This window comes from Micromonospora sp. CNZ286, from assembly GCF_014207755.1.
On sequence record NZ_JACHIZ010000001.1, the window covers coordinates 1,292,357 to 1,317,320 of the forward strand.

22 protein-coding genes are annotated in these 24,964 nt (G+C 74.2%); 13 read left to right on the plus strand and 9 right to left on the minus strand.

Annotated features, from left to right (window positions below):
- From FHX31_RS06190 to FHX31_RS06200, 3 genes are all read left to right on the plus strand, one after another.
- The gene (locus FHX31_RS06190; protein WP_013287683.1) at positions 1-222 is read left to right on the plus strand and encodes a hypothetical protein; all 222 of its coding nucleotides are present in this window, start codon (positions 1-3) and stop codon (positions 220-222) included.
- A gap of 273 nt (positions 223-495) precedes the next feature.
- Positions 496-1,755: a M48 family metallopeptidase gene (locus tag FHX31_RS06195; protein WP_071098289.1), complete on the plus strand. Its 1,260-nt coding sequence runs from the start codon at positions 496-498 to the stop codon at positions 1,753-1,755.
- Positions 1,752-2,876 (plus strand): glycosyltransferase family 4 protein, encoded by a 1,125-nt coding sequence (locus FHX31_RS06200; RefSeq protein WP_013475732.1) that lies wholly within the window; start codon positions 1,752-1,754, stop codon positions 2,874-2,876. The genes FHX31_RS06195 and FHX31_RS06200 overlap by 4 nt, the downstream gene beginning before the upstream one ends.
- A gap of 141 nt (positions 2,877-3,017) precedes the next feature.
- On the opposite strand, the gene FHX31_RS06205 is transcribed toward FHX31_RS06200, so the two are convergent.
- The 5 genes from FHX31_RS06205 to FHX31_RS06225 all read right to left on the minus strand — a co-directional run bounded on the left by FHX31_RS06205 (position 3,018) and on the right by FHX31_RS06225 (position 9,967).
- Entirely contained in the window at positions 3,018-4,694 is a 1,677-nt protein-coding gene (locus tag FHX31_RS06205; RefSeq protein WP_225319615.1) for a putative bifunctional diguanylate cyclase/phosphodiesterase, read from the minus strand.
- A gap of 76 nt (positions 4,695-4,770) precedes the next feature.
- A complete protein-coding gene (locus FHX31_RS06210; RefSeq protein WP_091331098.1) occupies positions 4,771-5,583 on the minus strand; it encodes an SAM-dependent methyltransferase in 813 nt (270 codons plus the stop codon).
- A gap of 196 nt (positions 5,584-5,779) precedes the next feature.
- A complete protein-coding gene (locus FHX31_RS06215) occupies positions 5,780-6,448 on the minus strand; it encodes a response regulator transcription factor (protein WP_013287678.1) in 669 nt (222 codons plus the stop codon).
- Between the two features lie 7 nt (positions 6,449-6,455).
- Positions 6,456-8,150, minus strand: coding sequence for a sensor histidine kinase (locus FHX31_RS06220; RefSeq protein ID WP_013287677.1), 1,695 nt, complete (start codon positions 8,148-8,150; stop codon positions 6,456-6,458).
- Positions 8,151-8,164: 14 nt separating this feature from the next.
- On the minus strand, positions 8,165-9,967 hold the full coding sequence (locus FHX31_RS06225; protein WP_013475734.1) for an AMP-dependent synthetase/ligase: 1,803 nt from the start codon (positions 9,965-9,967) through the stop codon (positions 8,165-8,167).
- Positions 9,968-10,133: 166 nt separating this feature from the next.
- Between FHX31_RS06225 and FHX31_RS06230 the strand changes: the two genes are divergently transcribed.
- The 6 genes from FHX31_RS06230 to FHX31_RS06255 all read left to right on the plus strand — a co-directional run bounded on the left by FHX31_RS06230 (position 10,134) and on the right by FHX31_RS06255 (position 15,679).
- Positions 10,134-10,589, plus strand: a complete 456-nt coding sequence (locus FHX31_RS06230) for an SRPBCC family protein (protein ID WP_013287675.1) — start codon at positions 10,134-10,136, stop codon at positions 10,587-10,589.
- A 41-nt stretch (positions 10,590-10,630) separates the two neighbouring features.
- The gene (locus tag FHX31_RS06235) at positions 10,631-11,266 is read left to right on the plus strand and encodes a hypothetical protein (protein ID WP_013287674.1); all 636 of its coding nucleotides are present in this window, start codon (positions 10,631-10,633) and stop codon (positions 11,264-11,266) included.
- Positions 11,267-11,339: 73 nt separating this feature from the next.
- Positions 11,340-12,287, plus strand: a complete 948-nt coding sequence (locus tag FHX31_RS06240; protein WP_013287673.1) for an ROK family glucokinase — start codon at positions 11,340-11,342, stop codon at positions 12,285-12,287.
- Position 12,288: 1 nt separating this feature from the next.
- The gene (locus tag FHX31_RS06245; protein ID WP_013287672.1) at positions 12,289-12,987 is read left to right on the plus strand and encodes an endonuclease/exonuclease/phosphatase family protein; all 699 of its coding nucleotides are present in this window, start codon (positions 12,289-12,291) and stop codon (positions 12,985-12,987) included.
- 461 nt (positions 12,988-13,448) lie between these two features.
- Positions 13,449-14,855 (plus strand): flavin-containing monooxygenase, encoded by a 1,407-nt coding sequence (locus tag FHX31_RS06250; RefSeq protein WP_013475736.1) that lies wholly within the window; start codon positions 13,449-13,451, stop codon positions 14,853-14,855.
- Positions 14,852-15,679: an alpha/beta hydrolase gene (locus tag FHX31_RS06255; RefSeq protein ID WP_145751774.1), complete on the plus strand. Its 828-nt coding sequence runs from the start codon at positions 14,852-14,854 to the stop codon at positions 15,677-15,679. Before FHX31_RS06250 ends, FHX31_RS06255 begins: the two co-directional genes overlap by 4 nt.
- Before the next feature lie 15 nt (positions 15,680-15,694).
- On the opposite strand, the gene FHX31_RS06260 is transcribed toward FHX31_RS06255, so the two are convergent.
- Positions 15,695-17,113 carry an alpha,alpha-trehalose-phosphate synthase (UDP-forming) gene (locus FHX31_RS06260; RefSeq protein ID WP_013287669.1) on the minus strand — a complete coding sequence of 473 codons (1,419 nt, stop codon included), beginning with the start codon at positions 17,111-17,113 and terminating at the stop codon, positions 15,695-15,697.
- Between the two features lie 170 nt (positions 17,114-17,283).
- Positions 17,284-18,123: a DUF308 domain-containing protein gene (locus FHX31_RS06265; protein ID WP_013287668.1), complete on the minus strand. Its 840-nt coding sequence runs from the start codon at positions 18,121-18,123 to the stop codon at positions 17,284-17,286.
- A 186-nt stretch (positions 18,124-18,309) separates the two neighbouring features.
- Between FHX31_RS06265 and FHX31_RS06270 the strand changes: the two genes are divergently transcribed.
- The gene (locus FHX31_RS06270) at positions 18,310-19,005 is read left to right on the plus strand and encodes a lysophospholipid acyltransferase family protein (RefSeq protein WP_123110985.1); all 696 of its coding nucleotides are present in this window, start codon (positions 18,310-18,312) and stop codon (positions 19,003-19,005) included.
- Between the two features lie 2 nt (positions 19,006-19,007).
- On the opposite strand, the gene FHX31_RS06275 is transcribed toward FHX31_RS06270, so the two are convergent.
- Positions 19,008-22,475: an ATP-binding protein gene (locus FHX31_RS06275; RefSeq protein WP_184977753.1), complete on the minus strand. Its 3,468-nt coding sequence runs from the start codon at positions 22,473-22,475 to the stop codon at positions 19,008-19,010.
- A gap of 139 nt (positions 22,476-22,614) precedes the next feature.
- Here FHX31_RS06275 and FHX31_RS06280 point away from each other — a divergent pair, with 139 nt between their 5' ends.
- Complete coding sequence (locus FHX31_RS06280; RefSeq protein ID WP_013287665.1) at positions 22,615-22,857, plus strand: hypothetical protein; 243 nt, start codon at positions 22,615-22,617, stop codon at positions 22,855-22,857.
- Positions 22,858-22,935: 78 nt separating this feature from the next.
- Here FHX31_RS06280 and FHX31_RS06285 read toward each other — a convergent pair whose 3' ends face one another.
- Complete coding sequence (locus FHX31_RS06285) at positions 22,936-23,628, minus strand: Crp/Fnr family transcriptional regulator (RefSeq protein WP_013287664.1); 693 nt, start codon at positions 23,626-23,628, stop codon at positions 22,936-22,938.
- A gap of 247 nt (positions 23,629-23,875) precedes the next feature.
- Between FHX31_RS06285 and FHX31_RS06290 the strand changes: the two genes are divergently transcribed.
- Entirely contained in the window at positions 23,876-24,379 is a 504-nt protein-coding gene (locus FHX31_RS06290) for a polyadenylate-specific 3'-exoribonuclease AS (RefSeq protein ID WP_013287663.1), read from the plus strand.
- Positions 24,380-24,437: 58 nt separating this feature from the next.
- Positions 24,438-24,941: a pyridoxamine 5'-phosphate oxidase family protein gene (locus FHX31_RS06295; protein WP_013287662.1), complete on the plus strand. Its 504-nt coding sequence runs from the start codon at positions 24,438-24,440 to the stop codon at positions 24,939-24,941.
- Positions 24,942-24,964: the final 23 nt, after the last annotated feature.

Sequence of the window (24,964 nt, forward strand, 5' to 3'; positions counted from 1 at the left end):
ATGCTGATCGACTGCGACACCTGCGGCAACCGTGGTGCCGGCTGCTCCGGCTGCCTGGTGACCGCCCTGTTCGACTCCGGCCCGGCCGACCTGGGCCCGGCCGAGCACCGGGCGATCGAGGTGTTCGCGCGGGCCGGATTCGACGTGGAGGTGCTGCCGTCCCCACCGGCTGAGACACGGGCACCGGCGCCCCGCCGTGGCGGCCGTCGCCGAATCGCCTGACACTGCCTGCCTGCCCGGGCTCTGTCGACCCTGAGCTCTGTCGGCCGTTCGCTGCCCGGCCCTCGGCCCTCGGCCCTCGGCCCCGGCCCTCGGCCCCGGCCCGGGCTCCGGCCCCGGTGCCGTGCCTGAGCCCTGCCCGACTGATGCCGGGCCACGCTGTCGGGTCGCGCGTCGGGCACGGCGGTCCCGATCGAGGGCCGGGCAATAGGATGGGCGGTCACGGCGGGAGGGGAGCGGCATGACGCGGACGGGGCACGACGGCGGGGTGGGTCGGTGACCCCGCGCGCCTGGGCGCTGCTGACCCTGGGCGGCCTGGTGGTCGCGCTGCTCGTGGCGGTGGCGCTGCTGGTGCCGTGGAGCCGCCCGCCGGCGCCCCGCGCCGACCAGCTCGCGGCACTGCGAGACCTCCCGGCCGAGCAGGTGACCCGGGGCCGGGCGTTCCACGGCGCGCTGCGCCCGGCGGCCTGGTCGGCGCTCGCAGTAGGGCTGGTGGTGGCGCTGCTGCTCGGGCTGACCCCGCTGGGCGGGCGCCTTGTCGAACTGGCCGGCCGGCCCTTCGGCGGGCACTGGATCGCGCAGGCCGTGCTCGGCGGGCTCGCCGTCATGTTCCTCGCCGACCTGCTCACGCTGCCGTTCGCGGCCTGGCGCCGGACCGTGCTGGTCCGCTACGGGCTGAGCACCCAGACCTGGGGCGGCTGGGCGGTCGACCTGCTCAAGTCGTACGCGGTCAGCGCGGTGATCGGCGCGCTGGTCCTGCTCGGCTTCTACACAGTGGTACGGCTCGCCCCGCGCTGGTGGTGGGCGTTCGGCGCGGCCGGCGCGGCGGTCCTGGTGGTGGTGCTGTCGTTCGTGCTGCCGGTGCTGGTCGAGCCGGTGTTCAACCGGTTCACCCCGATGGAGCCGGGCCCGCTGCGCAGCGAGCTGACCGCGATGGCCGCCCGGGACGGCGTACCGGTGCGCGACGTGCTCGTCGCCGACGCGTCCCGGCGCACCAGTGCGGTGAACGCGTACGTCTCCGGGCTCGGCCCGACCCGGCGGGTGGTCGTCTACGACACGCTGCTGCGCGAGGCGGAACCGGCCGAGGTGACAAGCGTGGTCGCCCACGAGCTGGGGCACGCGAAGGACCGGGACGTGTGGACCGGCACGGTGCTCGGCGCGCTCGGTGCCGCCGCCGCGGTGGTGGCGCTCTACCTGATCGGCTCGTGGACGCCGCTGCTGCGGCTCGCCGGCGTCGACTCGATCGCCCAGCCGCGGGCGTTCCCGCTGCTGATCGTGCTGGTCACGGTCGCCGGCCTGCTCTCCACCCCGGTGCAGGCGCTCGTCTCCCGCCGGATCGAGGCCCGCGCCGACGCCCACGCGCTGGCGCTCACCGGCGACCCGGCGACGTTCGAGGCGATGCAGCGGCGACTGGCCGGGGTCAACCTGGCCGACCCCGACCCGCCGCGCTGGGAGCGCCTCTGGTCGGCGACCCACCCGTCCACCGTGGAGCGGATGGCCGCCGCCCGCGCCTACGCCAGGGAGTCCGGCCGATGAGCCGTACCTTGCTGATCACCAACGACTTCCCGCCGCGCCCCGGCGGCATCCAGTCGTTCGTGCACAACCTCGCGGTACGCCAGCAGCCCGGCTCGGTGGTGGTGTACGCGTCGAGCTGGCGCGGGGCGGAGAAGTTCGACGCCGACCAGCCGTTCGAGGTGGTCCGGGAGCGGACCCGGGTGCTGCTGCCCACCCCGCTGATCGCCCGGCGGGCGGCGCGGCTGGCGCGCGCGTACGACTGCGACACCGTGTGGTTCGGCGCGGCGGCCCCGCTGGGGCTGCTCGCCGCGGGCCTGCGGCGGCGGGCCGGGATCCGCCGGGCGGTGGCGCTGACCCACGGCCACGAGGTCGGCTGGGCGGCGCTCCCAGGCGCCCGGTCGGCGTTGCGCCGGATCGGGCGGGGCGTGGACGTGACCACCTACCTCGGCGAGTACACCCGGGCGCGGCTGGCCCGCGTGCTGGACGGGTTCACCGAGCTGCGGTGGCTCGCGCCCGGCGTGGACGTGGACACCTACCACCCGGACGTCGACGGCGGGCGGGTCCGGTCACGGCTCGGGCTGGCCGACCGGCCGGTGGTGGTGTGCGTGTCGCGGCTGGTGCCCCGCAAGGGCCAGGACATGCTGATCCGCGCGCTGCCGGAGATCCGCCGCCGGGTGCCGGACGCCGCGCTGCTCGTGGTCGGCGGCGGCCCGTACCGCTCGACGCTGGAGAAGCTGGCCCGGCAGGCCGGGCTGGAACGCGACGTGGTCTTCACCGGCTCGGTGCCCTCGGCCGAGTTGCCCGCCCACTACGCGGCCGGCGACGTGTACGCGATGCCGTGCCGCACCCGCAACCGCGGACTGGACGTGGAGGGCCTCGGGATCGTCTACCTGGAGGCGAGCGCGACCGGGCTGCCGGTGGTGGCCGGAGACTCCGGCGGCGCGCCGGACGCGGTCCGCGAGGGGGAGACCGGGTACGTGGTCGGGGGCCGGGACGTGGCCCAGCTCGCCGACCGGGTGGCCACGCTGCTCGCCGACCGGGATCTGGCCCGGCAGTTCGGCGCCGCCGGCCGCGCCTGGGTGGAGCGGGAGTGGCGCTGGGAGACGCAGGCACAGCGGATGGCCGCCCTGCTGGCCGGCTGAGGGTAGGTCAGGCGAAGCGGACCACCACGATCGGGCCACGGAACCCCGCGCGGGCCGGGCCGGGAGGCCGCGTGCGGGCCGGATCAGGGCAACTGCGGGCCGGCCGGGTCAGGCGGCGGCCGGGTCAGGGCGGCGGCCGCGTCAGGAGGCCGCGTCGACGTGGGCGGGCACCCGGCCCAGGTGCGGCGCGGCCGGGCCGGGACGGCCGAAGTGCCAGCCCTGCCCGGCGTCGCAGCCGATCGCGCGCAGCCGGTCGGCCTGGTCGGCCGTCTCCACGCCCTCGGCGGTGACTGTGAGGTCCAGCGCGTGCGCCAGCGAGACGAGCGAGGCGAGGATCCGCTCGTCGGTGCCGCTGCCCGGCGCGCGCAGGCCGGTCACGAACTCGCCCGCCACCTTCAGCTCGTCGACCGGCAGGTCCCGCAGGTACGCGAGGTTGCAGTAGCCGGTGCCGAAGTCGTCGATGGCGACCCGGACCCCGAGGTCACCGAGCACCCGCAGGGCCCGCACCGGCTCGACCACTGTGCTCATCATGGTGCTCTCGGTGATCTCCAGTTGCAGCCGGTGCGGCGGCAGGCCGGTGCGCCCGAGCACACCGCGTACCTCGGTCACCAGGTCGGTGCGGTGCAACTGCCGGACGGCGAGGTTGACGCTGACGAACGGCGCGTCGCCCTCCGCGTCCGGCCAGGTGCCCGCCTCGCGGCACGCCTCGGCCAGCACCCAGCTGCCGAGCCGGACGATCAACCCGGTCTCCTCGGCCAGCGGGATGAAGCTGTCCGGCCGCAGCACACCCAGCTCCGGGTGACGCCAGCGCACCAGCGCCTCCATGCCGAGCACCCGCCCGTCGCGCAACGACGTCAGCGGCTGGTAGTCGAGGTAGAACTCGCCCCGGTCCAGCGCGGCGGGGATCGCCGCGGACAGCGCGTACCGGGCCAGGTCGCGGCGGTTGCGGTCGGCGTCGAACAGCGACCAGCGGGCCCCGCCGGCGGCCTTGGCCCAGTGCAGCGTGCTGTCGGCCGCGCGCATCAGGTCCATCGGCGAGGTGCCCGCGACCGGGCGTTCCACGATGCCGATGCTGGCGGAGACGGTCAGCTCGTGGCCGTCGACGAGCGCCGGTTCGCGTACCGCGGCGAGGGCCGCCTCGGCGACCTTCACCGCGTCGTCGGTGCCGGCGGTGCGTTCGACCAGGATCACGAACTCGTCGCCGCCGAGCCGGGCCACCAGGTGCTCGCCGAGCGCCCGGTGCAGGCGCTGCGCCACCGTCACCAGCAGCGAGTCGCCGATCTGGTGGCCGAGGGAGTCGTTGACGACCTTGAACCGGTCCAGGTCGAGGAAGCAGACACCGACCCGGTCGGCGCCCCGCCCCGGCGCGGTGATCGCGGCGGTCAGCCGTTCGGTGAACAGCGTGCGGTTCGGCAGGCCGGTGAGCGGGTCGTGGGTGGCCTGGTGCCGGAACCGGGCCTCGCTGTCGCGCAGCGCCCGTTCCGCCTGCGCACGGGCCATCATGGCGGCCCGGCGGATGGACTCCTGCTCGTCCAGCGTGCGGTCGCGCAGGGCGCGGGCGTAGCCGGTGGCGACCGTGGCGAGCAGCCGGGCCATCCGGTCCTCGACGTCGTCGACGACCAGGTCGAGGTCGCGGACCAGGCGCAGCTGGATCACCTCGACGGTGCGGCCCAGCCCTTCCGCGGAGGCGATGTGCGCCTGCACCAGCTCCGCGCCGACCTGCTGGCCGATCCGCAGGTCGAACGGTTCGGCGCGCAGCGCCTGGGCCAGCCGGTCGGTGAGCCGTTGCAGCATCTCCTCCAGCTGCGACTGGGTCATCGGCAGGTAGCTGGTGCCGGACACCGCCTTGGCCCAGGCCCGGGCGAAGACGCCGGGCCTGCTGCGGGCCGCGTCGTCACCCACCGAGCCGCCCGACCCCACCCATGAAGACGGCCCGCTCGGCATTCTCCGCCTGGTCGGGGGAGTCCGGCCGCCACTGCGGCACCCACACCACGCCCGGGTCGACCAGCTCGAAGCCGTCGAACAGCGCGGTCATCTCGGCCCGGCTGCGGATCCAGAGCTGGCTGTCGGTACGCCGGTAGACCCGCTCCGCCTCGGCCCGTTCGCCGGTGCCGGCGCGGCCGTCCTCGCTGGCCTGGGAGAGCACCAGGTGACTGCCGGGCGCCAGCGCCCCGCGCAGCGTCCGCAGGATCTCCTCCGGGCGGTCGGCGTCCGGGATGAAGTGCAGCACCGCCACGACCATCACGGCGACCGGCCGGGTGAAGTCCAGCAGCCGGGTGACCTCCGGGTGAGCGAGGATCGCCTCCGGGTTGCGCAGGTCCTCCTGGAGCACCGCGGCGTGCGCGTTGCCGGCCAGGATCTCCTGGCTGTGCGCCACCGCCACCGGGTCCACGTCGACGTAGACCACGCGCGACTCCGGGTCGATCCGCTGGGCGATCTCGTGCACGTTGCCGACGGTCGGGATGCCGGAGCCGATGTCGAGGAACTGCCGGATGCCGGCCTGGGCGAGGTACTGCACCGCCCGGCGCAGGAACGCGCGGTTGGCCTGCGCCATCAGCGGCGCCTCCGGCACCGCCTCCACCATCGCGCGGGCGGCCGCCCGGTCGGCGGCGAAGTTGTGCGAGCCGCCGAGGTAGTAGTCGTACATGCGGGCGACGCTGGGGCGCTCGATGTCGATCGTCTCGGGTGCCCAGTCCGGCCGCTGCATGTCCTGCCCCTCGGGTGTCGGCGACACGCGGTCGTCACCGCCGCGCGGATCACCCGGGTATTCTGCCCCTCCGCCGTCGCGGTGCAAAGACCGCCGTCGCTACGCGTCCGGCTGCTCACCGTACGCGACCACACGTGGCCGGGAACGCCGAGAGGCCCGCGTCCGTGGTGGACGGGGCCTCTTCCGGCGGTACGCCTCAGAACTTCGGGGCGTCCGGGGCCTCCAGCAGCCCCAGCCGCAGCGCGGTCATCAGCGCCTGCGCCCGGTTGGCGGCACCCAGCTTCTCGTAGAGCTTGGAGATGTGGGTCTTGGCGGTCGACTCGCTGACGAACAGCTGCTTGGCGATGCCGGCCACGCTCATGCCGTCGGCGAGCAGCCGCAGCACCTGGCCCTCACGGGGGGACAGCTGCGGGCCGGACGGCGCCAGCCGGCGCTTCATCGCCTCGGCCAGGTCGGCGGCGGTGAACGCGCTGGGGGAGGAGGCGGCGTGCCGGGCGGCGGCCACCACCTCGTCGGCCGGGGCGGTCTTCGGCACGAACGCGCTCGCACCCGCCTCCAGGGCGCCGAAGAGCTGGTCGTCACCGGCGTACATGGTGAGCACGACGATGCCCATGGACGCACTGGACTTGCGCAGGGCGCGGGTGGCCTCCAGGCCGCTGCCGTCGGGCAGGCGGAGGTCCATGATCACCACGTCGGGCTGGAGCGCGCCGGCCTGGCGCACGCCCTCCGCAGCGGTGGCCGCCTCGCCCACGACCTCGAACTGACGGTCGCGCTCGAACGCGTGACGCAGCCCCTTGCGGATGAGGTCGTGGTCGTCGACCAGGAGAACCTTGGTACGGGTGGCCGGTGTCGGACTGCTGGTCATCCTCGGGTTACTCCCCTTCTGCTGCTGCGGCGCTGCCGCGCACCTTATCGCGCCGGGGCGACGAACCGAGCACCACCGCCACAGTCGTCCCACTCGGCTGCCGCGGCCTGATCTCCAACCGGCCTCGGATACGTTCCGCCCTCTCGGCCATGATCGCAAGGCCATAGTGCCCGTCCGGGCGCTGGTCACCGATGCCGTGACCGTCATCCGACACTTCGATTCGGGTGTACGGGGGATCCACCTCGCACGTGACCCACAGGTTCGACGCGCCGGCGTGCTTGCGCGCGTTCGTCACCGCCTCCTGCGCGATGCGCAGCAACTCGGCCTCGGTGGCGGCCGGCAGCCGGGCGGTGGACTCGTCCAGCGACAGGTGCACCCGCAGGCCGCCGGACGCGCCGACGGTGCGGGCGTACTCGGCGATGGCGGCGGCCAGGCCACCGTGCCGGTCCACCTCGCTGCGCAGCTCGAACAGGCTCAGCCGCAGCTCGGTGATCACCCGGGTGACCTCCTGGCGCAGCGTGCGCAGCGAGTCGGCGGTCTCCTCCGCGTCCTCGTGCACGGTGGCGAGCGCGTTGTCGATGCCGTACCCGACCATGACCAGCTCCTGGGCGACCCCGTCGTGGATCTCCCGGGCCAGCCGCTGCCGCTCCTCGTTGGTCGCCAGCGAGCGCACCTCGTCGAAGAGCAGCGCGGCTTCGAGCCGCAGCGCCGCCGGGCCGGTCAGCGCCGTCACCCGGGACACCACGGGCGGCGGGTACGCGGCGGCGGTGTCCGCCTCGATCACCACCAGGCCGACAGTGCGTACGCCCGCCACCAGCGGGACGATCAGCGCGGAGACCTCGCCGGAGCGCCGGGACCGGGCCTGCGAGCGGGCCGAGACGGTCGGCTGCTGGCTGGCCCAGGCGTCGGCGATGGCGGAGTCGGCGTCGAGCGTGGTCTCCCAGTCGACCCGGTCCGCGCCGATCTGCGCGAGCACCACGAGCCGGCCGCCGCCGCTGGCGGACAGCACCGCGCCCCGGTCGGTCTTGGCCACCACCCGCAGCTCCTCCAGCAGGTGCTCGGAGATGCCGCCCGGGTCGAGGGTGGCGCCGGGCAGCTGGCGGGCGACCGTACGGAGCTGGGTGAGCAGGCGGGTCGCCTCGGCGTACGGCTGGGGTTTGCCCTCGCCGCGCACCCGCATGACGCGCTGGAGCGTGCCGGCGGTGTAGAGGCCGAGCCCGGCGAGGATCAGCCACTGGGCGCAGACCGCGAGGTAGCCGACCTGGCCGAGCTGCGGCCCGCCGTCGACCTGCGTGAACGCGGCGCTGGCCAGCAGCGTCGCCGCCGCCACGGCGAGCAGCGCGGCGCCCTCGCGGAACCGGCGGCTCAGCGCGGTCACGGTGACCGGCACGGCGAGGTACGGCAGTACCGCCGAGGCGCCCACCCCGCCGGTCACGCCGGACAGGTGGGTGTCGGCGGCGACCTGGCTGGCGGCCAGCCCGAGCACCACCACCTCGGCGAAGCGGCTGATCGGGGCGAGCAGCCGGTGTTGGGGGGCGAGCACGGCGGGCAGGCCGGCGACGCCCAGCAGCGCGATCCACCAGAGCTGGGTGGCGTCGCGGGTGGCGAACAGGGTCAGGGCGGCGACCAGCGCGAGGAGGACCGCGCGAGCCGCCGCCGCGAGGGGCTGCGTCGACGGCTGGCGGGATGTGGAGGCGGGCACGTGACGGATGGTAGTCAGCCCCGGTAGATCTCGGCGATCTCCGAGGCGTACGTCTTGTGCACGACCTGACGCTTGACCTTCAGCGACGGGGTCAGCTCGCCGGTGGTCTCGGTGAAGTCATGCGGCAGGATCCGGAACACCTTGATCGCCTCGGCCTTGGAGACCGCCTGGTTGGCCTGGTCGATCGCGGACTGCACCTCGGCGCGCAGCGCCGCGTCGTCGCGCAGCTCGGCCATGCTCGTGGTCTCCGGACGCCCCTGCCCGGCCAGCCACTTCGGCAGCGCCTCCTCGTCGATGGTGACCAGCGCGGCGATGAACGGCTGCCGGTCGCCGACCACCACACACTGGCTGATCAGCGGGTGCGCCCGCACCTGGTCCTCCAGCACCGCCGGGGCGACGTTCTTGCCGCCGGCGGTCACGATGATCTCCTTCTTGCGGCCGGTGATGCTCAGGTAGCCGTCGTCGTCCAGGTGCCCGAGGTCGCCGGTGCGGAACCAGCCGTCGGTGCTGATCGCCTCGGCGGTGGCCGCGTCGTTGTGCCAGTAGCCCTGGAAGACGATGTCGCCGGCGATCAGAACCTCGCCGTCGTCGTCGATCCGGATGGTCACGCCGGGCAGCGGTCGGCCGACGGTGCCGATCCGGGTGCCGGTGGGCAGGTTGGCGGCGGCGGCCGGCGAGGTCTCGGTGAGGCCGTACCCCTCGCAGATGGTCACCCCGACGCCGCGGAAGAAGTGCCCGAGCCGCGCGCCCAGCGGCGCGCCGCCGGAGATGGCGTCGCGGCACCGGCCGCCCATCGCCGCCCGCAGCTTGCGGTAGACCAGCTTGTCGAAGAGGGCGTGCTGCGCGCGCAGCCCGAGGCCGGGACCGCCCGGCAGCTCCTGGGCCTCGCTCCACGCGATGGCGACCTTCTCCGCGCGGTCGAAGATCTTGCCCTTCCCCTCGGACTCGGCCTTCTGCCGCGCGCCGTTGTAGACCTTCTCGAAGACCCGGGGTACGGAGAGCACGAACGTCGGCTTGAAGTCCTGGAGCTCGGCGACCAGGTTCTTGGTGTCCGCGCAGTGCGCCATGGTGGCCCGCGCGTGCACGACGCCGACCTGGATGAGCCGGGCGAAGGCGTGCGCGAGCGGCAGGAACAGCAGGGTGGAGGCGCCCTGGCGGAACAGGTTCGGCAGCACCGGCACCGCGTTGGCGATGTCGGAGTAGATGTTGCGGTGGGTCAGCACGCAGCCCTTGGGCCGGCCGGTGGTGCCGCTGGTGTAGATGATCGTGGCGACGTCGTCGGCCTTGAGCAGCGAGCGGCGGGTCTCCACCTCGGCCCGGTCCACCGACGCACCGGCGGCGACCAGGTCGTCGACGGCGCCCAGGTCGATCTGCCACACCTCGCGCAGCTCGGGCAGCCGGTCCCGGACGCCGGCGACCATGGTGGCGTGCGCGGTGCTCTCCACCACCACCGCCACGGCGCCGGAGTCGCCGAGGATCCAGGCGGCCTGCTCGGCGCTGGAGGTCTCGTAGATCGGCACGGTCACCGCGCCGGCCGCCCAGATCGCGTAGTCGAACAGGGTCCACTCGTAGCGGGTGCGGCTCATCAGGCCGACCCGGTCGCCGGGGGAGACGCCTGCGGCGATCAGGCCCTGCGCCACCGCAACCACCTCGTCGCGGAACTGGCGGCAGGTGACATCCTCGCGCGCGTCCGTTCCCGCGCCGGGGCGGACGAACTGCACGGTGTCCGGGGCGACCTCGGCGTTTTCCCAGACCGGGTCGGTCAGGTTGGCCGCGTCGCCGACGGTGACGATCGGCGGGACGGAGAACTCGCGCACCTGCACTCCCTCGTGCTCTACCGGCGGGGGCCGGCCTGGTCGGCTCTGTCGAAACCTACCCGCACACCCCGGGGGGTCTGCCAGGGAGGTTGCCCGCCCGGCTGGTGGGACGCCGTCCGGCGGGTGGAGCGGGACCGGCCGGGAGGCGGCCGGGTAGCCTCCCCACATGGCGGACTCCTCCACCCAGTCGATCATCGTCGGCGCGTCACCGGACCGGGTGGCGGCCGTCATCTGCGACTTCCCGAGTTATCCCGAGTGGGCCGAGGCGGTACGCCGGGCCGAGGTGATCGAGGAGTACGAGGACGGCTACGCCAGCCAGGTCCGGTTCACCCTCGACGCGGGCGTGATGGCCGACGAGTACGTGCTGGCCTACGAGTACGCCGAGGACATCTCCCGGATCGAGTGGCACCTGGTCGCCCCGTCGAAGATGCAGCGCTCCCAGCGCGGGTCGTACGACCTGGTGGGCAACCCGGACGGGACGACCACGGTGACGTACACCCTTGAGGTGGAGCTGTCCGTGGCGATGCTCGGCATGTTCCGCCGCAAGGCCGAGAAAATGATCATGGACGCGGCGTTGAAGCAGCTCAAGCGCCGGGTAGAAGCACCCGGTGCGGCGCAATGACCCGACCGTCGTCCCGGTAGTCACGCTGGAGGAGCCGAACCATGGGCACCACTGATCCGGGTTCGGCCCGGGAAGAGGCCGAGCGCCTCGTCGCCACACTGCTCGCCGGCGCGAAGATGGCCGCCGCCGCACCCGGCTCCGGCGCCTGGGGTCCGCTCGGTGGGATCCTCTCCGGTGTCCTCGGTCACACCCCGCCCGGCGCCGGCCCCGCTCCGGAGACGCCCGCGCTCGCCGGTTTCGCCACCGGCTCGCCGGAATGCTGTGTCTGCCCCGTCTGTCGCGGTATCGCCGCGTTGCGGGATCCAAGTCCCGAGTTCGCCGAGCGGCTTGCCACCGGCGCCGGGGACCTGGCGGCCGGGGTGGCCAGCCTGCTGCGCGCGTTCACCCCGGCCGAGCCGGAGCGAACCGCCGACGCCGGCACCGCCGCACCGGCCGGATCCGGGGACCACGTGTGGCGCGAGGCGACCCGTACCGGGCATGATTCTCAGCCGGCACCCGAGCAGGACGTGTGGTCCGCCGCCACCCGGGGGGAGGGCGCGGCCGATTCGGGTGCCACCGCCGACGCCGCCGGGCCGCCGGAGCCGGACACGAGCCGGACACCGGCCGGCCGTCCCGTGGTGCCCGCCTCGCGGGCGTCCGGAGAGGTGGGCGCGGACGCACCAGGCGACGGGGCCTGACCACCGGACATCCCGGGACCGTACGGCCGGTTCGGCCGGTCCCCGGGCAGCACAGCAGAGGGGAGTGGCAGCGGTGACGCTGACCATCGGAGTCGACGTCGGTGGCACGAAGGTGGCCGGCGGTGTCGTGGACGACGCCGGCACGGTACTCGTGCAGACGCGACGGGACACCCCCGCCGACGACGTGGCCAAGACCCGCGACGTCATCATCGAGGTGGTCACCGAACTGGCCGCCGGTCACGCCGTGGAGGCGGTCGGCATCGGCGCCGCGGGCTGGATCGACGCCTCCCGCTCCACCGTGCTGTTCGCTCCGAACCTGGCCTGGCGGGACGAGCCGCTGCGCACGTACGTCGGCGACGCCACCGGCCTGCCGGTGATCGTGGAGAACGACGGGAACGTGGCCGCCTGGGCGGAGTTCCGCTACGGCGCGGCCCGCGACGCCGACGACTCGATGGTCATGTTCACCATCGGCACCGGTGTCGGCGGCGGCATCGTGCTCGGCGGTGGCCTGGTCCGCGGCGCCAACGGCATCGCCGCCGAGCTGGGCCACATGCTCACCGTGCCGGACGGCCACCAGTGCGGCTGCGGCCGGCTGGGCTGCATCGAGCAGTACGCGAGCGGCAGCGCGCTGGTCCGCTTCGCCCGCGCCGCCGCCCGGCAGGAGCCGCATCGGGCGGCCGCGTTGCTGGAGCTGGCCGGGGGCGAGGCCGAGACGATCACCGGTCCGATGGTGACCGCCGCCGCGAAGGGCGGCGACCCGGTCTCCACCGAGGCGTTCGCCCAGGTCGGCCGCTGGCTCGGCACCAGCCTCGCCGACATGGCGCAGATCCTCGACCCGCAGGTGCTGGTGGTGGGCGGTGGCGTGATCGACGCCGGTGACCTGCTGCTCGGCCCGACCCGGCGGTCGTTCGCCGACGCGCTGGCCCAGCGCAGCCGCCTGCCCGTCGCCGAGGTGCGCCCGGCCGAGCTGGGCAACACCGCCGGTGTGATCGGTGCCGCCGACCTGGCCCGGCGGATCTGACATGACTGATGCGGGTGTGCCGCTGCGGGTCGTGTCGTACAACATCCACAGCCAGCGCGACGACACGGCCGCGCTGGCCGAGGTGGTCCGGACGGCAGCCCCGGACGTGGTGATCGTCCAGGAGGGACCGCGCCGGTTCCGGTGGCGGCAGAAGACCGCCGCGCTGGCCGAGTCGTTCGGCATGGTGGTGGCGGCCGGTGGCCTGCCGTCGCTGGGCAACGTGCTGCTGACCAGCCTGCGGCTGCGGGTCGTCGACACCAGCTGCCAGCGGTACCCGCTGACGCCGGGACGGCACATGCGCGGCGCCGCGTATGCGCACTGCCGTGTGGGCGGCGTCGACGTGCTGCTGGCCGGCTCGCACCTGTCCACCGACCCGGCCGAGCGGCCCGCCCAGGCGGCGGCGTTCAAGCGTGAGCTGGCCGCGTCCACGCTGCCCGTGGTGGCCGGCGCGGACATCAACGAGGGCCCGGATGGGCCGGCCTGGCAGACGCTCGCCGAAGGGCTCACCGACACGGCGCTCGCCGCCGACCGGGCCGACCGGCACACGTTCTCCTGCGCCGACCCGCGCCGCCGCATCGACGCGCTGTTCGTCGACCCCCGGATCACGGTGGTCGACTACGACGTGGTGGACACGCCGGCGGCCCGCCGGGCCAGCGACCACTTCCCGGTCCTGGTCGACCTGCTGCTGCCCACCGCCTGACCGGCGAGGACCGCCGGGCCGCACCGTGCCCGGCGGGCCGCCAGCGCCCAACGCCTGCGCCGCGTCCGCCCGCGCTTGGGCAGCGGCCGGACCGCCGGGCCGTGACGCACGGTCAGGTGCCCGACGGCCGGCAGGACCACCGCTTCGCCGCCTTTGCTCTGCCGCCATATACGCACCCGCTACCCGCCGTGACCGGTGGGCCGTGTCCCGGCCGGACGGCCGCGAGACATCGGCGCAGCTCCCGGGGGTGCTGCGTCCGTGGCTGCAGAGCAAAGGGCCAAAGAGGGTACGCCTCCCGCGCCGCCGATCCACTCACGTTCGGTGACCGGCTCTGCGGTGACGCTGAGTCAGGGGAGCCGGGCGGGCGCCGGGTGCCGGATCCGGTGGCTGGACAACGGCGGGCATTCTCGGCAGGATTTCGCTCCGACCCGGCACGCGTGCCGCACAAAGGAGAATTCGCGGTGTCCTCCTCCACCGACCCCGGCCGCCCCGATCCGGACCGGACGGACGTCCCGGTCCGCGACGACCGCCCGGTCTCCGACCGGGGCGACACGGTCTGCGTGATCGGCGCCGGCGCCAGCGGCCTGACCGCCGTGAAGAACCTGCGCGAGGCCGGCTTCGGCGTGGACTGCTACGAGCGGGAGACCGGCGTCGGCGGCGCCTGGAACTGGCGGCACGACCGCAGCCCGGTGTACGCCAGCACCCACCTGATCTCGTCCCGGCCGTTCACCCAGTTCCCCGACTTCCCGATGCCCGACGACTGGCCGGACTACCCGCACCACAGCCAGCTGCTGTCCTACTTCGAGCGGTACGCCGACCACTTCGACCTGCGCCAGCACGTCTGGTTCGGCACCGAGGTGGTCCGCGTCGAGCCGGTCGAGGGGGACCGCTGGGACGTGACCACGCGCAGCACCGGCGGCTACGGCCCCGAGCGCACCTCCCGGTACGCCGCCGTGGTGCTCGCCAACGGCCACAACTGGTCGCCCAAGCTGCCCCGCTACGAGGGGCTGGAGGAGTTCCGCGGCGAGGTCATGCACGCCTCGTCCTACAAGGACCCGGCGCAGTTGCGCGGCAAGCGGGTGCTCGTGGTCGGCGCGGGCAACACCGGCTGCGACATCGCGGTGGAGGCGGCCCAGCAGGCGTCGCACTGCTGGCACTCCACCCGCCGCGGCTACTGGTACGCCCCGAAGTACGTCCTCGGCCGCCCTGCCGACCAGGTGAACGACACGCTGCTGGCGCTGCGGGTGCCGTTGCGCGTACGGCAGTGGCTCTACCACTGGACGCTGCGGCTGACCGTCGGCGACCTGACCCGGTTCGGCATGCCCAAACCGGACCACCGGGTCTACGAGACGCACCCGATCGCCAACAGCCAGCTCGTCTACTACGTCGGCCACGGCGAGGTCACCCCGGTGCCGGACGTGGCCCGGTTCGACGACCGCGCGGTGGAGCTGACCGACGGCCGCCGGATAGACCCGGAACTGGTCGTCTTCGCCACCGGCTACCTGCCGCGCTTCGAGTTCCTCAAGGGCCGGGTGCTCGGCGACGAGGACGGCTCCGGGCGGCCCCGGCTGTGGCTCAACGCGTTCACCGCCGGTCACCCCACGCTCGCGGTGGTCGGCCTGGTGCAGCCCGACTCCGGCATCTTCCCGATCTCGCACTGGCAGAGCGTGCTGTTCGCCCGGCTGCTCACGCTGCGCGCCACCCGGCCGGAGCGGGCCGCCGCGTTCGACCGCAAGGTCCGGGCCGGCCTGGGCGAGCGGTACTCGGCGAAGGTCAAGGACAGCACCCGGCACTGGTTCGAGGTCGGGCACGCCGACTACCTGCGCGCGCTCCAGCGGGCGCTGCACGAGCTGGAGGAGGGTAAATGACGGCGGCCGAGCAGGTGCGGGTGGTCCGGTCCTGGGAGTGGGCCCGCCCGGAGCGGCCCGCCCGCCGCGAGGTGCTCGCCGCCCTGCCGGAGCGGGAGGAGGCGAAGCCGCCGCTGCTGTTCGTGCCCGGGTTCGGGCACGGGGCGTGGGCGTTCGCCGAGCACTGGCTGGGGCACGCCGCCGGTCGCGGCTTCCCGGCGTACGCGCTGAGTCTGCGCGGGCACGGCGGCAGCGAGCCGGCGCCGGAGGCGACGCTGCGGTCGTACACCCATGACGTGACGCAGGTGGCGGCGAGCCTGCCGCGGCAGGCGGTGCTGGTGGGGCACGGCGCCGGCGCCCGGGTCGTGGCGCACGCGATGGCCCGCTACCCGGCGCGGGCCGCGGTGCTGGTGGCGCCGGTGCTCGGCGGCTGGGGGACGTTCGGGACGGCGTTGCGGCGCAACCCGGTCGGCACGGTGCCTGCGGTCTTCGGCGCCGGACTGCGACTCAACCGGCGGCAGTTGTTCAGCCGGGAGCTGCCGGACGCCGACGCGCGGCGGCACCTGGCCCGGCTGGGCCGGGCCGGGCGGCGGGCGCAGTGGCAGCTGCTGACCGGCCGGTCGCCGGAGCCTGCGGTGGGCCGCCCGCCGGTGCTGGTGCTCGGCAGCCCGGACGACCGGGTGCTGCCGGCCACGGCGCTGACCAGGGCCGCCCGGCGATACGCCTCGGCGCCGCTGCTGTTCCCCGGCATGGGGCACGACCTGATGCTCGACGCCCGCTGGCGCGAGCCGATCGACGCGATCCTGGACTGGCTGGACAAGGACCCGGCGCCCGCCCAGGGGTGAGCGCCGGGGCTCGGGTCACCGGGTGGCGGGGCGGCGGCCGACGAGCGTTCCGCTCTCCTCCAGTGCGCTGAGGTAGGACGCCGCCCAGGCGTGGATGTCGTTGTGGGCCAGGTGTTCGCGCATCGCGCGCATCCGGGCCGCGACGTCCTCCGGGCCGGCGCGCAGCGCGGCCAGCAGCCCCTGCTTCAGGCCGTCGAGGTCGTGCGGGTTGACCAGGTACGCCTGCTCCAGTTCGGAGGCGGCGCCGGCGAACTCGCTCAGCAGCAGCGCGCCGGTGCCGTCGACCCGGGCCGCCACGTACTCCTTCGCGACCAGATTCATGCCGTCGCGCAGCGGCGTCACCGCCATCACGTCCGCGACCCGGTAGAGCGCCACCAGCTCGGCGCGGTCGAACGGCTGGGTGAGGTAGTGGATCGCCGGCTCGCCGACCCGGCCGAACTCACCGTTGATCCGGCCGACCTGGTGCTCCACCCGGTCGCGGAGGATCTGGTACTGCGCCACCCGGTCGCGGCTGGGCACCGCCACCTGGACCAGCACCGTGTCGCGGACCTTGATGTCGCCGTTGGCGAGCAGCTCCCGGTACGCCTTGAGGCGTTGCTCGATGCCCTTCGTGTAGTCCATCCGGTCGACGCTGAGGATCACCTGCTCGGGCCGGCCGAGGTCCTGCCGCAGCCGGCGGGCCCGCTCGGCGACCTCGGGGCGGGCGGCGAGCGCGGACATCTCGGCGGTGTCGATGGCGACCGGGAAGGCGCCGATGCGCACCACCCGGCCGTCCACACCGATCCGCCGGTCGGTGGCGGGCAGGCCGAGCACCTTGGCGGCGAGCTGGGCGAAGTTGTGCGCGGCCTGGGCCCGCTGGAAGCCGACCAGGTCGGCGCCGAGCATGCCGCGCAGCAGTTCGGCCCGGCGGGGCAGCTGCATGAACAGTTCCGGCGGCGGGAACGGCACGTGCAGGAAGAACCCGATCCGCAGGTCGGGGCGCAGCTCGCGGAGCAGACCCGGCACCAGCTGGAGGTGGTAGTCCTGCACCCAGACCAGACCGCCCGGCTCGGCCACCCGGGCCGCGGCCTCGGCGAACCGCTGGTTGACCCGCTGGTACGCCTCCCACCAGCGGCGGTGGTACTCCGGCTGCTCGACGGCGTCGTGGTAGAGCGGCCAGAGGGTGGCGTTGGCGAAGCCCTCGTAGTGGTCGCGGAAGTCCTCGGCGCTCAGCGGCACGGTGTGCATCCGGACGCCGTCCACGTCCGGCAGGTCGGGCGCGGGACCGGTGCCGCCGGCCCAGCCCACCCAGGTGGCGGGTGTGTGCCGCAGCAGCGGGTGCAGGGCGCTCACCAGGCCGCCGGGGCTGCGGCGCCACTCGAAGGCGCCGTCGGGCGCCACGCTGTCGTCGATGGGGAGGCGGTTGGCCACCACCACGAGGGGGCTCTGTCGCATCTCGGGCATTCCGCTCAGCAGGGGACCGGCAACCCGGAGGAGTCGCAAGCCGGACAGCCGGTGCGGGACGTGACGTTCGGCCTATTCCTACTGACTGTAAGTTACACGCTTGTTACGCCCCCGCCCAGGGCGGGCGGCGTCCCGCCATCCGGGCAGCGTCCGGTGCGCCGTCAGACGACCGCGCCGTCGTCCGGGTCGTGGTCGTCCCGGTCGCCCGGGCGCAGCCGCCAGATCAGCATGACGAAGCCGGCCAGGATGCCGGTGAAGCCGAGCAGCGTGACCACCGACGGGTCGACCAGCGACACCACGGTGGGGGACAGGAACAGCAGGAAGCCGAGCACGATGCAGGCCACGCCGAGCACCGCGTACTTGGAGAAGCGGGGCAGCGGGGGCGGCGGGGGCGGGGTGTAGTGCTCCTCGTCCGACGCCTCGTCGGGCAGGTTCGCGCCGAACGTGTCCAGGCCGTCGAGCAGCGAGGGCTCGTCGTGCCGGTCCCGGCTGAGCGAGACACCGGAGACGTCGGCGGCGTACGGCAGCCGGCGCACGTCGGTGGCGGTCGGGCCGGCGGGCTCCTCGGCCCGGCCGCCGGCGGCGGTGCCCGGCGCGGGCGGGTCGTCCACGTCCTCGGCGGCGGGCCAGGGGTGGCTGCCGGCGCTCGGCGCGGTGTGGAAACCGGCGACGATCTTCGCCCACTCGGCCTCGATGTCCGGCTCGTCGGCGCGCGGCGGGTCGCCCCCGCCCTCGTCGGCGAGCTGGGTCAGGTAGTCGCGGGCGGTGGTCAGGTGCGACCTGTCGACGTAGAGCCGGTCGACCGGGCGGGCCGGGACGGTGGTGGTGCGGGTCACCGGGTTCAGGTCGGCCGAGGGCTGGAGGTAGGCCGCGATGCCACCGGCGGCGAGCACGTCGAGCAGGTGCTCGCCGACGCGTGGATCGACGTCGCCCGCGATCGCGTACTCGGCCGCGTCGAGCCCGTTGTCCCGTCGTCCCCGACGGGGCCCGCCCCCTGACACCGGACACCCCCTTCGCCGATCCCTGCCCGTGCCCTGAATCGTGACACGTCGGCACCCGGTTCCGGGAGTGCGTTGTGGCGTGCCGCTCGTCGTTCGTACCCTCTTCCCGGACTCCCGTGGGCGCCGCCGGCGCCTCCGGGGCCACGCGGCGACCCGTCCGCCGCCACCGACACGGGAAGGACGCCGGTGCTGTACTGGCTGCTGAAGTACGTCGTTCTCGGCCCACTGCTGAGGTTGATCTTCCGCCCGCAGGTCGAAGGGCTGGAGCACGTTCCGGAGACCGGGCCGGTGATCCTGGCCAGCAACCACCTCTCCTTCTCGGATTCGATCTTCACACCGCTGATCGTCAAGCGAAAAGTCACATTCATCGCGAAAGCCGAATACTTCACCGGTAAGGGCCTCAAGGGCCGGCTCACCAAGATGTTCTTCGTCGGCTCCGGCACCATTCCGGTCGACCGCTCCGGCGGACGGGCCGCCCGGGCCGCCCTCGACACCCAGCTCTCCGTGCTGCGCGCCGGTGGCATCGCCGGGATCTACCCGGAGGGCACCCGGTCGCCCGACGGCCGGCTCTACCGGGGCAAGACCGGCGTGGCGCGGCTGGCGCTGGAGAGCGGCGCCCCGGTCGTCCCGATGGCCATGCTCAACTCCGACGCGATCCAGCCCACCGGCCAGATCGTCCCGAACCTGGGCCGGGTGCGGATCCGCTTCGGCCCGCCGCTGGACTTCTCCCGCTACGCCGGGATGGCCGGCGACCGGTTCGTCGAGCGGGCGGTCACCGACGAGATCATGTACGAGCTGATGGAGCTGTCCGGCCGCGAGTACGTCGACACGTACGCCCAGAAGGCCAAGAGCACCGCGGTGGGGCAGCCGGTCCCGGCCTGACCTCAGCCCGCCCCGGCGATCCGGAGCAGCCCGGTGGCGGCGTGCCGGCCGGCGAACGCGCGTACCCGGGCCAGCGTCGCCGCCGCGGCCGGCGGGTCCGCCTCGGTCAGCGGCCCGACCGCCAGCGCGGACGCGATCATCTGGTCGGTGACGTCGGTCATCTCCGCGTACCCCTCGGCGGCGGAGGTGAGCAGCCGGCCCGCCCGCGCGGCGTCCCCGTCGCCCCGGGCCAGCGCCGCCTCGGCCGCCCGCCCGGCCTCCCGTGCCCAGCGGGTCACCCGTGGCGCGTGGGCCAGCAGGTCGCGCACCAGCACCGCGGCGTCGCCGCCGAGCAGCGCGGCGACGTGACCGACCGCCGGCACCCACTCGGCGAACGGGATCATCTTGGTCTGCCGCCAGTCCTCGTCCAGCTCGGTCAGCAGCGCCATCGCCTCGTCCCGGCGGCCCTGCACCGCGCGGCAGAGCGCGGCGTGCGCCAGCGTGGAGCGCAGCACGCGCTGGAAGCCGCTGCGCCGGGCCGCGACGAGCGCCTGGTCCACCAGGTCCTCGCCGGTGCCCGGCCCGGCCGGGTCGTCGCCGAGCGCCCGGATCCAGCCGGACACGGCCACGATGTGCAGGTCCCACTCGTCGGTCGGGCGCCGCGTCGACCCCTCGGCCATCCGCAGCGCCGACGTCCAGTCCCCGCTGTAGTACGAGCGGGCCCACTGGTCGCTGAAGCTCACCGTGAGGGCGTGCTCGCCGGCCAGGTCCAGCGAGCGCTGCTCGTCGACCAGCCGGGCCGAGCCGGTCAGGTCGCCCTCCTCCTGGAGCACCCAGGCCAGGTTGTGCACCGCGCGGCGGCGGCTGGTCAGCCGCTCCACCCGGCACTCCTCGGTCACGTCGGCCAGCTCGGCGTACGCCTCCTCGGCGCCGGCCTGGTAACGGACCACCGCCAGCGTGATGCGCGCGTTCGCCCGCGCCTCGCGCAGCTCCAGCCGCTCGGCCAGCTCGGCGGCGGTGCGCGCGGCCACGCACGCCGGCTCGGTCTCCGCGTCGAGCATGTGCGCCCGCGCCAGCTCCAGCAGCACGCCCACCTTGTCCTCGCTGTCCGGCAGCGTGGCGTGCAGCCCGATCGCCCGGTCCAGGCAGCGCATCAACTCCGAGCGGTCGGCCCGCGCGAAGGCGGCAGTGGCCAGCAGCCGCCACGCCTTCGCCGCACCGGGCCGGTCACCCGCGCCGGCCAGCCGGCCGGCCAGGGTGGTGAGCAGCGCCGTCCCGCCGCCGTCGAGGAAGCCGTCCCGGTCCCGGTAGAACGCCAGCTCGGCCTGGAACAGCTCGAGCGCCGGGTCCGGACCGCACTCCACGCTCAACGCGCGGTCCACCAGCGTGGCCGCGGTCTCCAGCGCGTGCAGGTCGTACGCCCGGCGTGCGGCCCGGTGCAGCGCGGACCGGGTCGCGGCGGCGTGCGGGGTCTGGTCCAGCCCGACCGTACGGGCGATCTCGTGCGCCGCCCACCTGTGGTTGGCCAGCACCTCGGCCAGGTCGTGCTGCCGGCCGTCGGCGAGCTGCTCCAGCCAGTCGGCGGTGCGCTGGTGCCGGGCGACCCGCTCGGCCCGGGGCAGCCGCTGATAGCAGACGTCCCGGACCAGCACGTGCCGGAACCGGTACTCCGCCTGTCCGGGCATTGTCGACACGGGCAGCTCGTAGACGAGGTCACGGCGCTGGAGGTGGTGCAGCGCGCGTTCGACCCACTCCGCCGGGCGGCCGAGCGCCAGCGCCACCGGCGCGGCCCAGAACTGCACGCCGACGACGGAGGCGGCCTGGAGCACCGCGCGGTCGGCCGGGTCGAGCAGGTCCAGCCGGTTGGCGATGACCGCCTGCACGGTACGCGGCATTTCGGCGCCCCCGGCCGGGTCGACGAGCGCCAGCCCGGCGGTCCGCTCGGCCAGCCCGCCGTCGAGCAGCATCCGCGCGTACTCCTGGGCGTAGAGCGGGTTGCCGTCGGCGAACTCGATCAGCGGCGCCCGTGCGTCCTGCGGCAGCGTGGCCTGGCCGAGCAGCAGCGAGTAGAGCGTGTCGATGTCCCCGTCGTGCATCGGCGGCACCGAGATGGACATCGCCCCGCTGATCGTGCCGGTCCAGGCCGGGTGCCGCTCGCGCAGTTCCGGCCGGGCGGTCGCGACGACCAGCAGCGGCACGTTGCGGGCCGCCGCGCCGAGCTGCTCGACGAAGGACAGCATCGCCTCGTCGGCCCAGTGCATGTCCTCGAAGACGAGCACCGTGGGGCCGGTCGCGGCCAGGGTGAGCAGGAAGCGCCGCCACGCCGCCTCGGTCTCGGCCGAGGTGAGCCGTTCGCCGGAGACGCCGACGAGCGGGCCCAGCGCCTCGGCCAGCCGTATCGCGTGCGGGTCGGCGAGGTGGCCCAGTCGCTCGCGCAGCCGGTCCCGGATGGTGGCCGGGTCGTCGGCGCCGGTCAGCCCGGCCCAGCTCCGGACGATGTCGGCCAGCGCCGCGTAGGTGACGTTCTCGCCGAACGGCGGGCACTGGCCGGTCAGCCAGGTGACCCGGGTGCCGGGCAGGCTGGCGGCGTGCCGGGCCAGCTCGCGCAGCAGCCGGCTCTTGCCCACCCCGGCCGGGCCGAAGACGGTGAGCAGCTGCGAGGTGCGCTCGGTCAGCGTGCGGTGCAACGCGCTGACCAGCAGGCCCCGCTCGTGGTCCCGGTCGACCATCGGGGTCAGCTCGGCGGTCTGCCCGTCGCGCCGGGGCCGCGCCCGTACGGCCAGCCAGATCCGGCTCACCGACGACCGGCCGCGCAACGTCACCGGTGGCTGGTCGTCGTACTCCATCTCGCGCCGGGTGGCCGCCCAGGTGCTCTCGTCGACCACCACGCCGCCGACCGGGGCGAGCCCCTGCAACCGGCTGGCGGTGTTCACCACGTCGCCGGTGACGAACGCCTGGCCGCCGTCGCGCGCCGCGGCCAGGTCGACCAGGGCCTCGCCGGTGGCGATGCCGACCCGGAACCCGAGCGGCGGATGCGGTCCGGCCGGCTGCCGGGCCAGGCTGCGTTGCAGCTCCAGCCCGGCGCGTACGCAGCGCAGCGCGTCGTTGTCGGTGGCCACCGGCGCGCCGAACAACGCCATGACCGCGTCGCCGATGTACTTCTCCACCACGCCGCCGTACTGGTGCACCAGCCGGCGCACCGTGGCGAAGTAGACCTGTTGCAGGCTGCGGGCCTGTTCCGGGTCGGCCCGCTCGGCGTATGTCGTGAAGTCGACGATGTCGATGAAGAGCACGCTGACCTGGCGGCGGTCCTCCTGCACAGTGACCGCGTGGTCGCGCAGCGGCTGACCGCAGTTGGTGCAGAAGTTGGCGCCGCTGTCGTTGGCGTGGCCGCAGCCTGGGCAGGCCGCGGCCAGCGGACGGCCGCACCCACCGCAGAAACGGTCGTCCGGCCCGGCGGTCCGGGCGCAGTGTCCACAGGTGAGGTCGATGTCCGGCTCCGTACGCGTGAGGTCCCCAGTGTCCCGCGCGGCCGCGCAGTCGGGTACCCGACGGGTCGGCGGGACGTCACGGCTGTTCGGCCGGGTCTAGTCTCCCCTAGCAGGAAGTCCCGTCGACAGGGAGATTGCCGTGCACGTCCGGCTGTCCGCCTCATGGACCGATCCACGGGGGACGGTGTGGGCCGTCGGTGACACGGTCGACGTGGACGCTGTCACCCTCGCCGAACTGGAGGAAAAAGGCATGGTGGAGCAGCCCGCGGGTAGCGGATCGACCGAGACCACGACCACCACGACGACCCCGCCGAAGAAGACCGACCCGTCGAAGATCGGCCCGGGGCCGAGCTCGCCCCCGGCCGACACCACGAACGACTGACCGGGCGTACGACTAACGGGCGTACGACGAACGCGGCGGGGGCCGGCGGGACGACCGCCGGCCCCCGCCGTCGTCGTGTCAGCGGTCGTTCATGCCGGCCCGGCGGCGCAGCGCCGCCACGTCGGTGACCACGATGCGGCGTCCCTCGGTCCGCAGCCAGCCCCGGCTGGCGAACGAGCCGATGGCCTGGTTGACGCTCTGCCGGGAACCGCCGGCCATCTCGGCGAGCTGGCTCTGGTTCAGCTCGATCGTGATCATCGGGGCCTGGCTCTCGCCGGCCAGCCGGACCAGCGTCTTTGCGACCCGGCCGGGCAGGTCGAGGAAGACGTGGTCGGCGTTCTGCTCGGTGAGCCGGCGGATCAGCTGGCCCAGCGAGCGCATCACCGCGTCCAGGATGCGCGGGTTGGAGTGCACCAGCTCCATGAACGCGGGCCGCGACAGCGCGAGCGCGGCGCAGTCCTCGATCGCCTCGGCCGACGCCGAGCGGGTGGAGGCGTCCAACAGGGACACCTCGCCGAGCACGTCCGGGGGTCGGATCACCGACAGCACCGCGCGCTCGCCGGTCGGGGCGGTGCGGAACACCGCGACCGCGCCGCGGCGCAGCACGATCAGCGACTCGCCGGGGTCGTTCTCGACGAAGAGCAGCTGGCCCTTGCGGTAGGTGCGCGGTACGGCCGCGGCGATGACACGCTGCCGCACCTCCGGCTCAAGCCCGGCGAACATCTCCACACCCGTGAGCGCGTCACCCGGCTCCGGCAGGCGAGACTCCACGGCTCAACCCCTCCCCGGTCAGAAGTCACGACTCGCACACCGGGTGAAGCTGTCAGTCCCGGTACGAGGCAGCTCAACCGGTTCGGCGCCCGACGGCGGTACACATCAGATCATGACGCTCTCGTCGCGTGCTGTACACCCCCGGAAACACTTCCGTGACCATGCCCGGCCGCCGACGGCACGCCCGCCGACCTCGGCGGACGCCCCGGCGACCGGCGCATGCCGGTGATGGGTGAGGATGGGGGCGATGGTCTACCGCTATTTCTACGACTGCGAATTCATCGAGGACGGCCGCATCGTCGACCTGGTGTCGATCGGCGTCGTCGACGAGTACGGCCGCGAGTTCTACGCGGTCTCCACCGAGTTCGACGACTCCCGGGCGGTGCCCTGGGTGCGGCGCAACGTGCTGGACAAGCTCCCGTCGCCGGCCGACCGGGCCTGGCGCTCCCGCGCGCGCATCCGCGACGACCTGCACGAGTTCCTGCTGGAGCCGGTGCGGGACCGGCCGGGCGAGCAGCTGGAGCTGTGGGCCTGGTACGCCGCCTACGACCACGTCGTGCTGGCCCAGCTCTGGGGCGCGATGCCGGCGCTGCCGCGGGAGATCCCCCGCTTCACCAAGGAGCTGCGTCAGCTCTGGGACGACCGGGGACGCCCCCGGCTGCCGGACGCCGAGGCCGACCGGCACGACGCGCTGGTCGACGCCCGGCACAACCTGGCGCGGTGGCGGGCGATGACCGCGCGGGAGGTTTGACCGGTTCCGCCCAGGGCACCGGAGCGGCATCTGCGCCGATCCGAGACAGGAGTGCCCCATGAGCAATGAGCCGACCAACGCCGCGGACGCCCGCCGCCGGGTCACCGAGCTGATCCGGGACGCCCGGATCTGCCTGCTCACCACCACCGGCGTGGACGGGCGTCTGGTCAGCCGCCCGATGGGGTTGCAGGAGGCGGACTTCGAGGGCGACCTGTGGTTCTTCGCGTACGCCGACTCGGCGAAGGTCCGGCAGATCCGGGTGAACCCGCAGGTGAACGTCGGTTTCTCCGACCAGCGTCACCACGCCTGGGTGTCGGTGGCCGGCACCGCCACCGAGGAGTGGGACGCCGGCCGGGCGAAGGAGCTGTGGAGCCCGCTGCTCAAGGCGTGGTTCCCGGACGGGCTGGACACGCCCGGGATCACCTTGATCAAGGTGCACGCCGGGTCGGCGGAGTACTGGGACTCGCCCGGCAGCACCGTGGTCAACCTGCTCGGCTTCGCCAAGGCGGCGGTGACCGGCAAGCCGCCGAAGGCGGGGGAGAACCACGAGGTCGGCTACTGACGGGTAGCCCGTCCGCCGTCCGG

Bases quoted from the DNA above. Each gene is read 5' to 3' on its own strand.
- FHX31_RS06190 (WP_013287683.1), top strand. From the start codon at position 1: ATGCTGATCGACTGCGACACCTGCGGCAACCGTGGTGCCGGCTGCTCC.
- FHX31_RS06200 (WP_013475732.1), top strand. From the start codon at position 1,752: ATGAGCCGTACCTTGCTGATCACCAACGACTTCCCGCCGCGCCCCGGC.
- FHX31_RS06205 (WP_225319615.1), bottom strand. From the start codon at position 4,694: ATGACCCAGTCGCAGCTGGAGGAGATGCTGCAACGGCTCACCGACCGG.
- FHX31_RS06210 (WP_091331098.1), bottom strand. From the start codon at position 5,583: ATGCAGCGGCCGGACTGGGCACCCGAGACGATCGACATCGAGCGCCCC.
- FHX31_RS06215 (WP_013287678.1), bottom strand. From the start codon at position 6,448: ATGACCAGCAGTCCGACACCGGCCACCCGTACCAAGGTTCTCCTGGTC.
- FHX31_RS06230 (WP_013287675.1), top strand. From the start codon at position 10,134: ATGGCGGACTCCTCCACCCAGTCGATCATCGTCGGCGCGTCACCGGAC.
- FHX31_RS06235 (WP_013287674.1), top strand. From the start codon at position 10,631: ATGGGCACCACTGATCCGGGTTCGGCCCGGGAAGAGGCCGAGCGCCTC.
- FHX31_RS06245 (WP_013287672.1), top strand. From the start codon at position 12,289: ATGACTGATGCGGGTGTGCCGCTGCGGGTCGTGTCGTACAACATCCAC.
- FHX31_RS06255 (WP_145751774.1), top strand. From the start codon at position 14,852: ATGACGGCGGCCGAGCAGGTGCGGGTGGTCCGGTCCTGGGAGTGGGCC.
- FHX31_RS06260 (WP_013287669.1), bottom strand. From the start codon at position 17,113: ATGCGACAGAGCCCCCTCGTGGTGGTGGCCAACCGCCTCCCCATCGAC.
- FHX31_RS06290 (WP_013287663.1), top strand. From the start codon at position 23,876: ATGGTCTACCGCTATTTCTACGACTGCGAATTCATCGAGGACGGCCGC.
- FHX31_RS06295 (WP_013287662.1), top strand. From the start codon at position 24,438: ATGAGCAATGAGCCGACCAACGCCGCGGACGCCCGCCGCCGGGTCACC.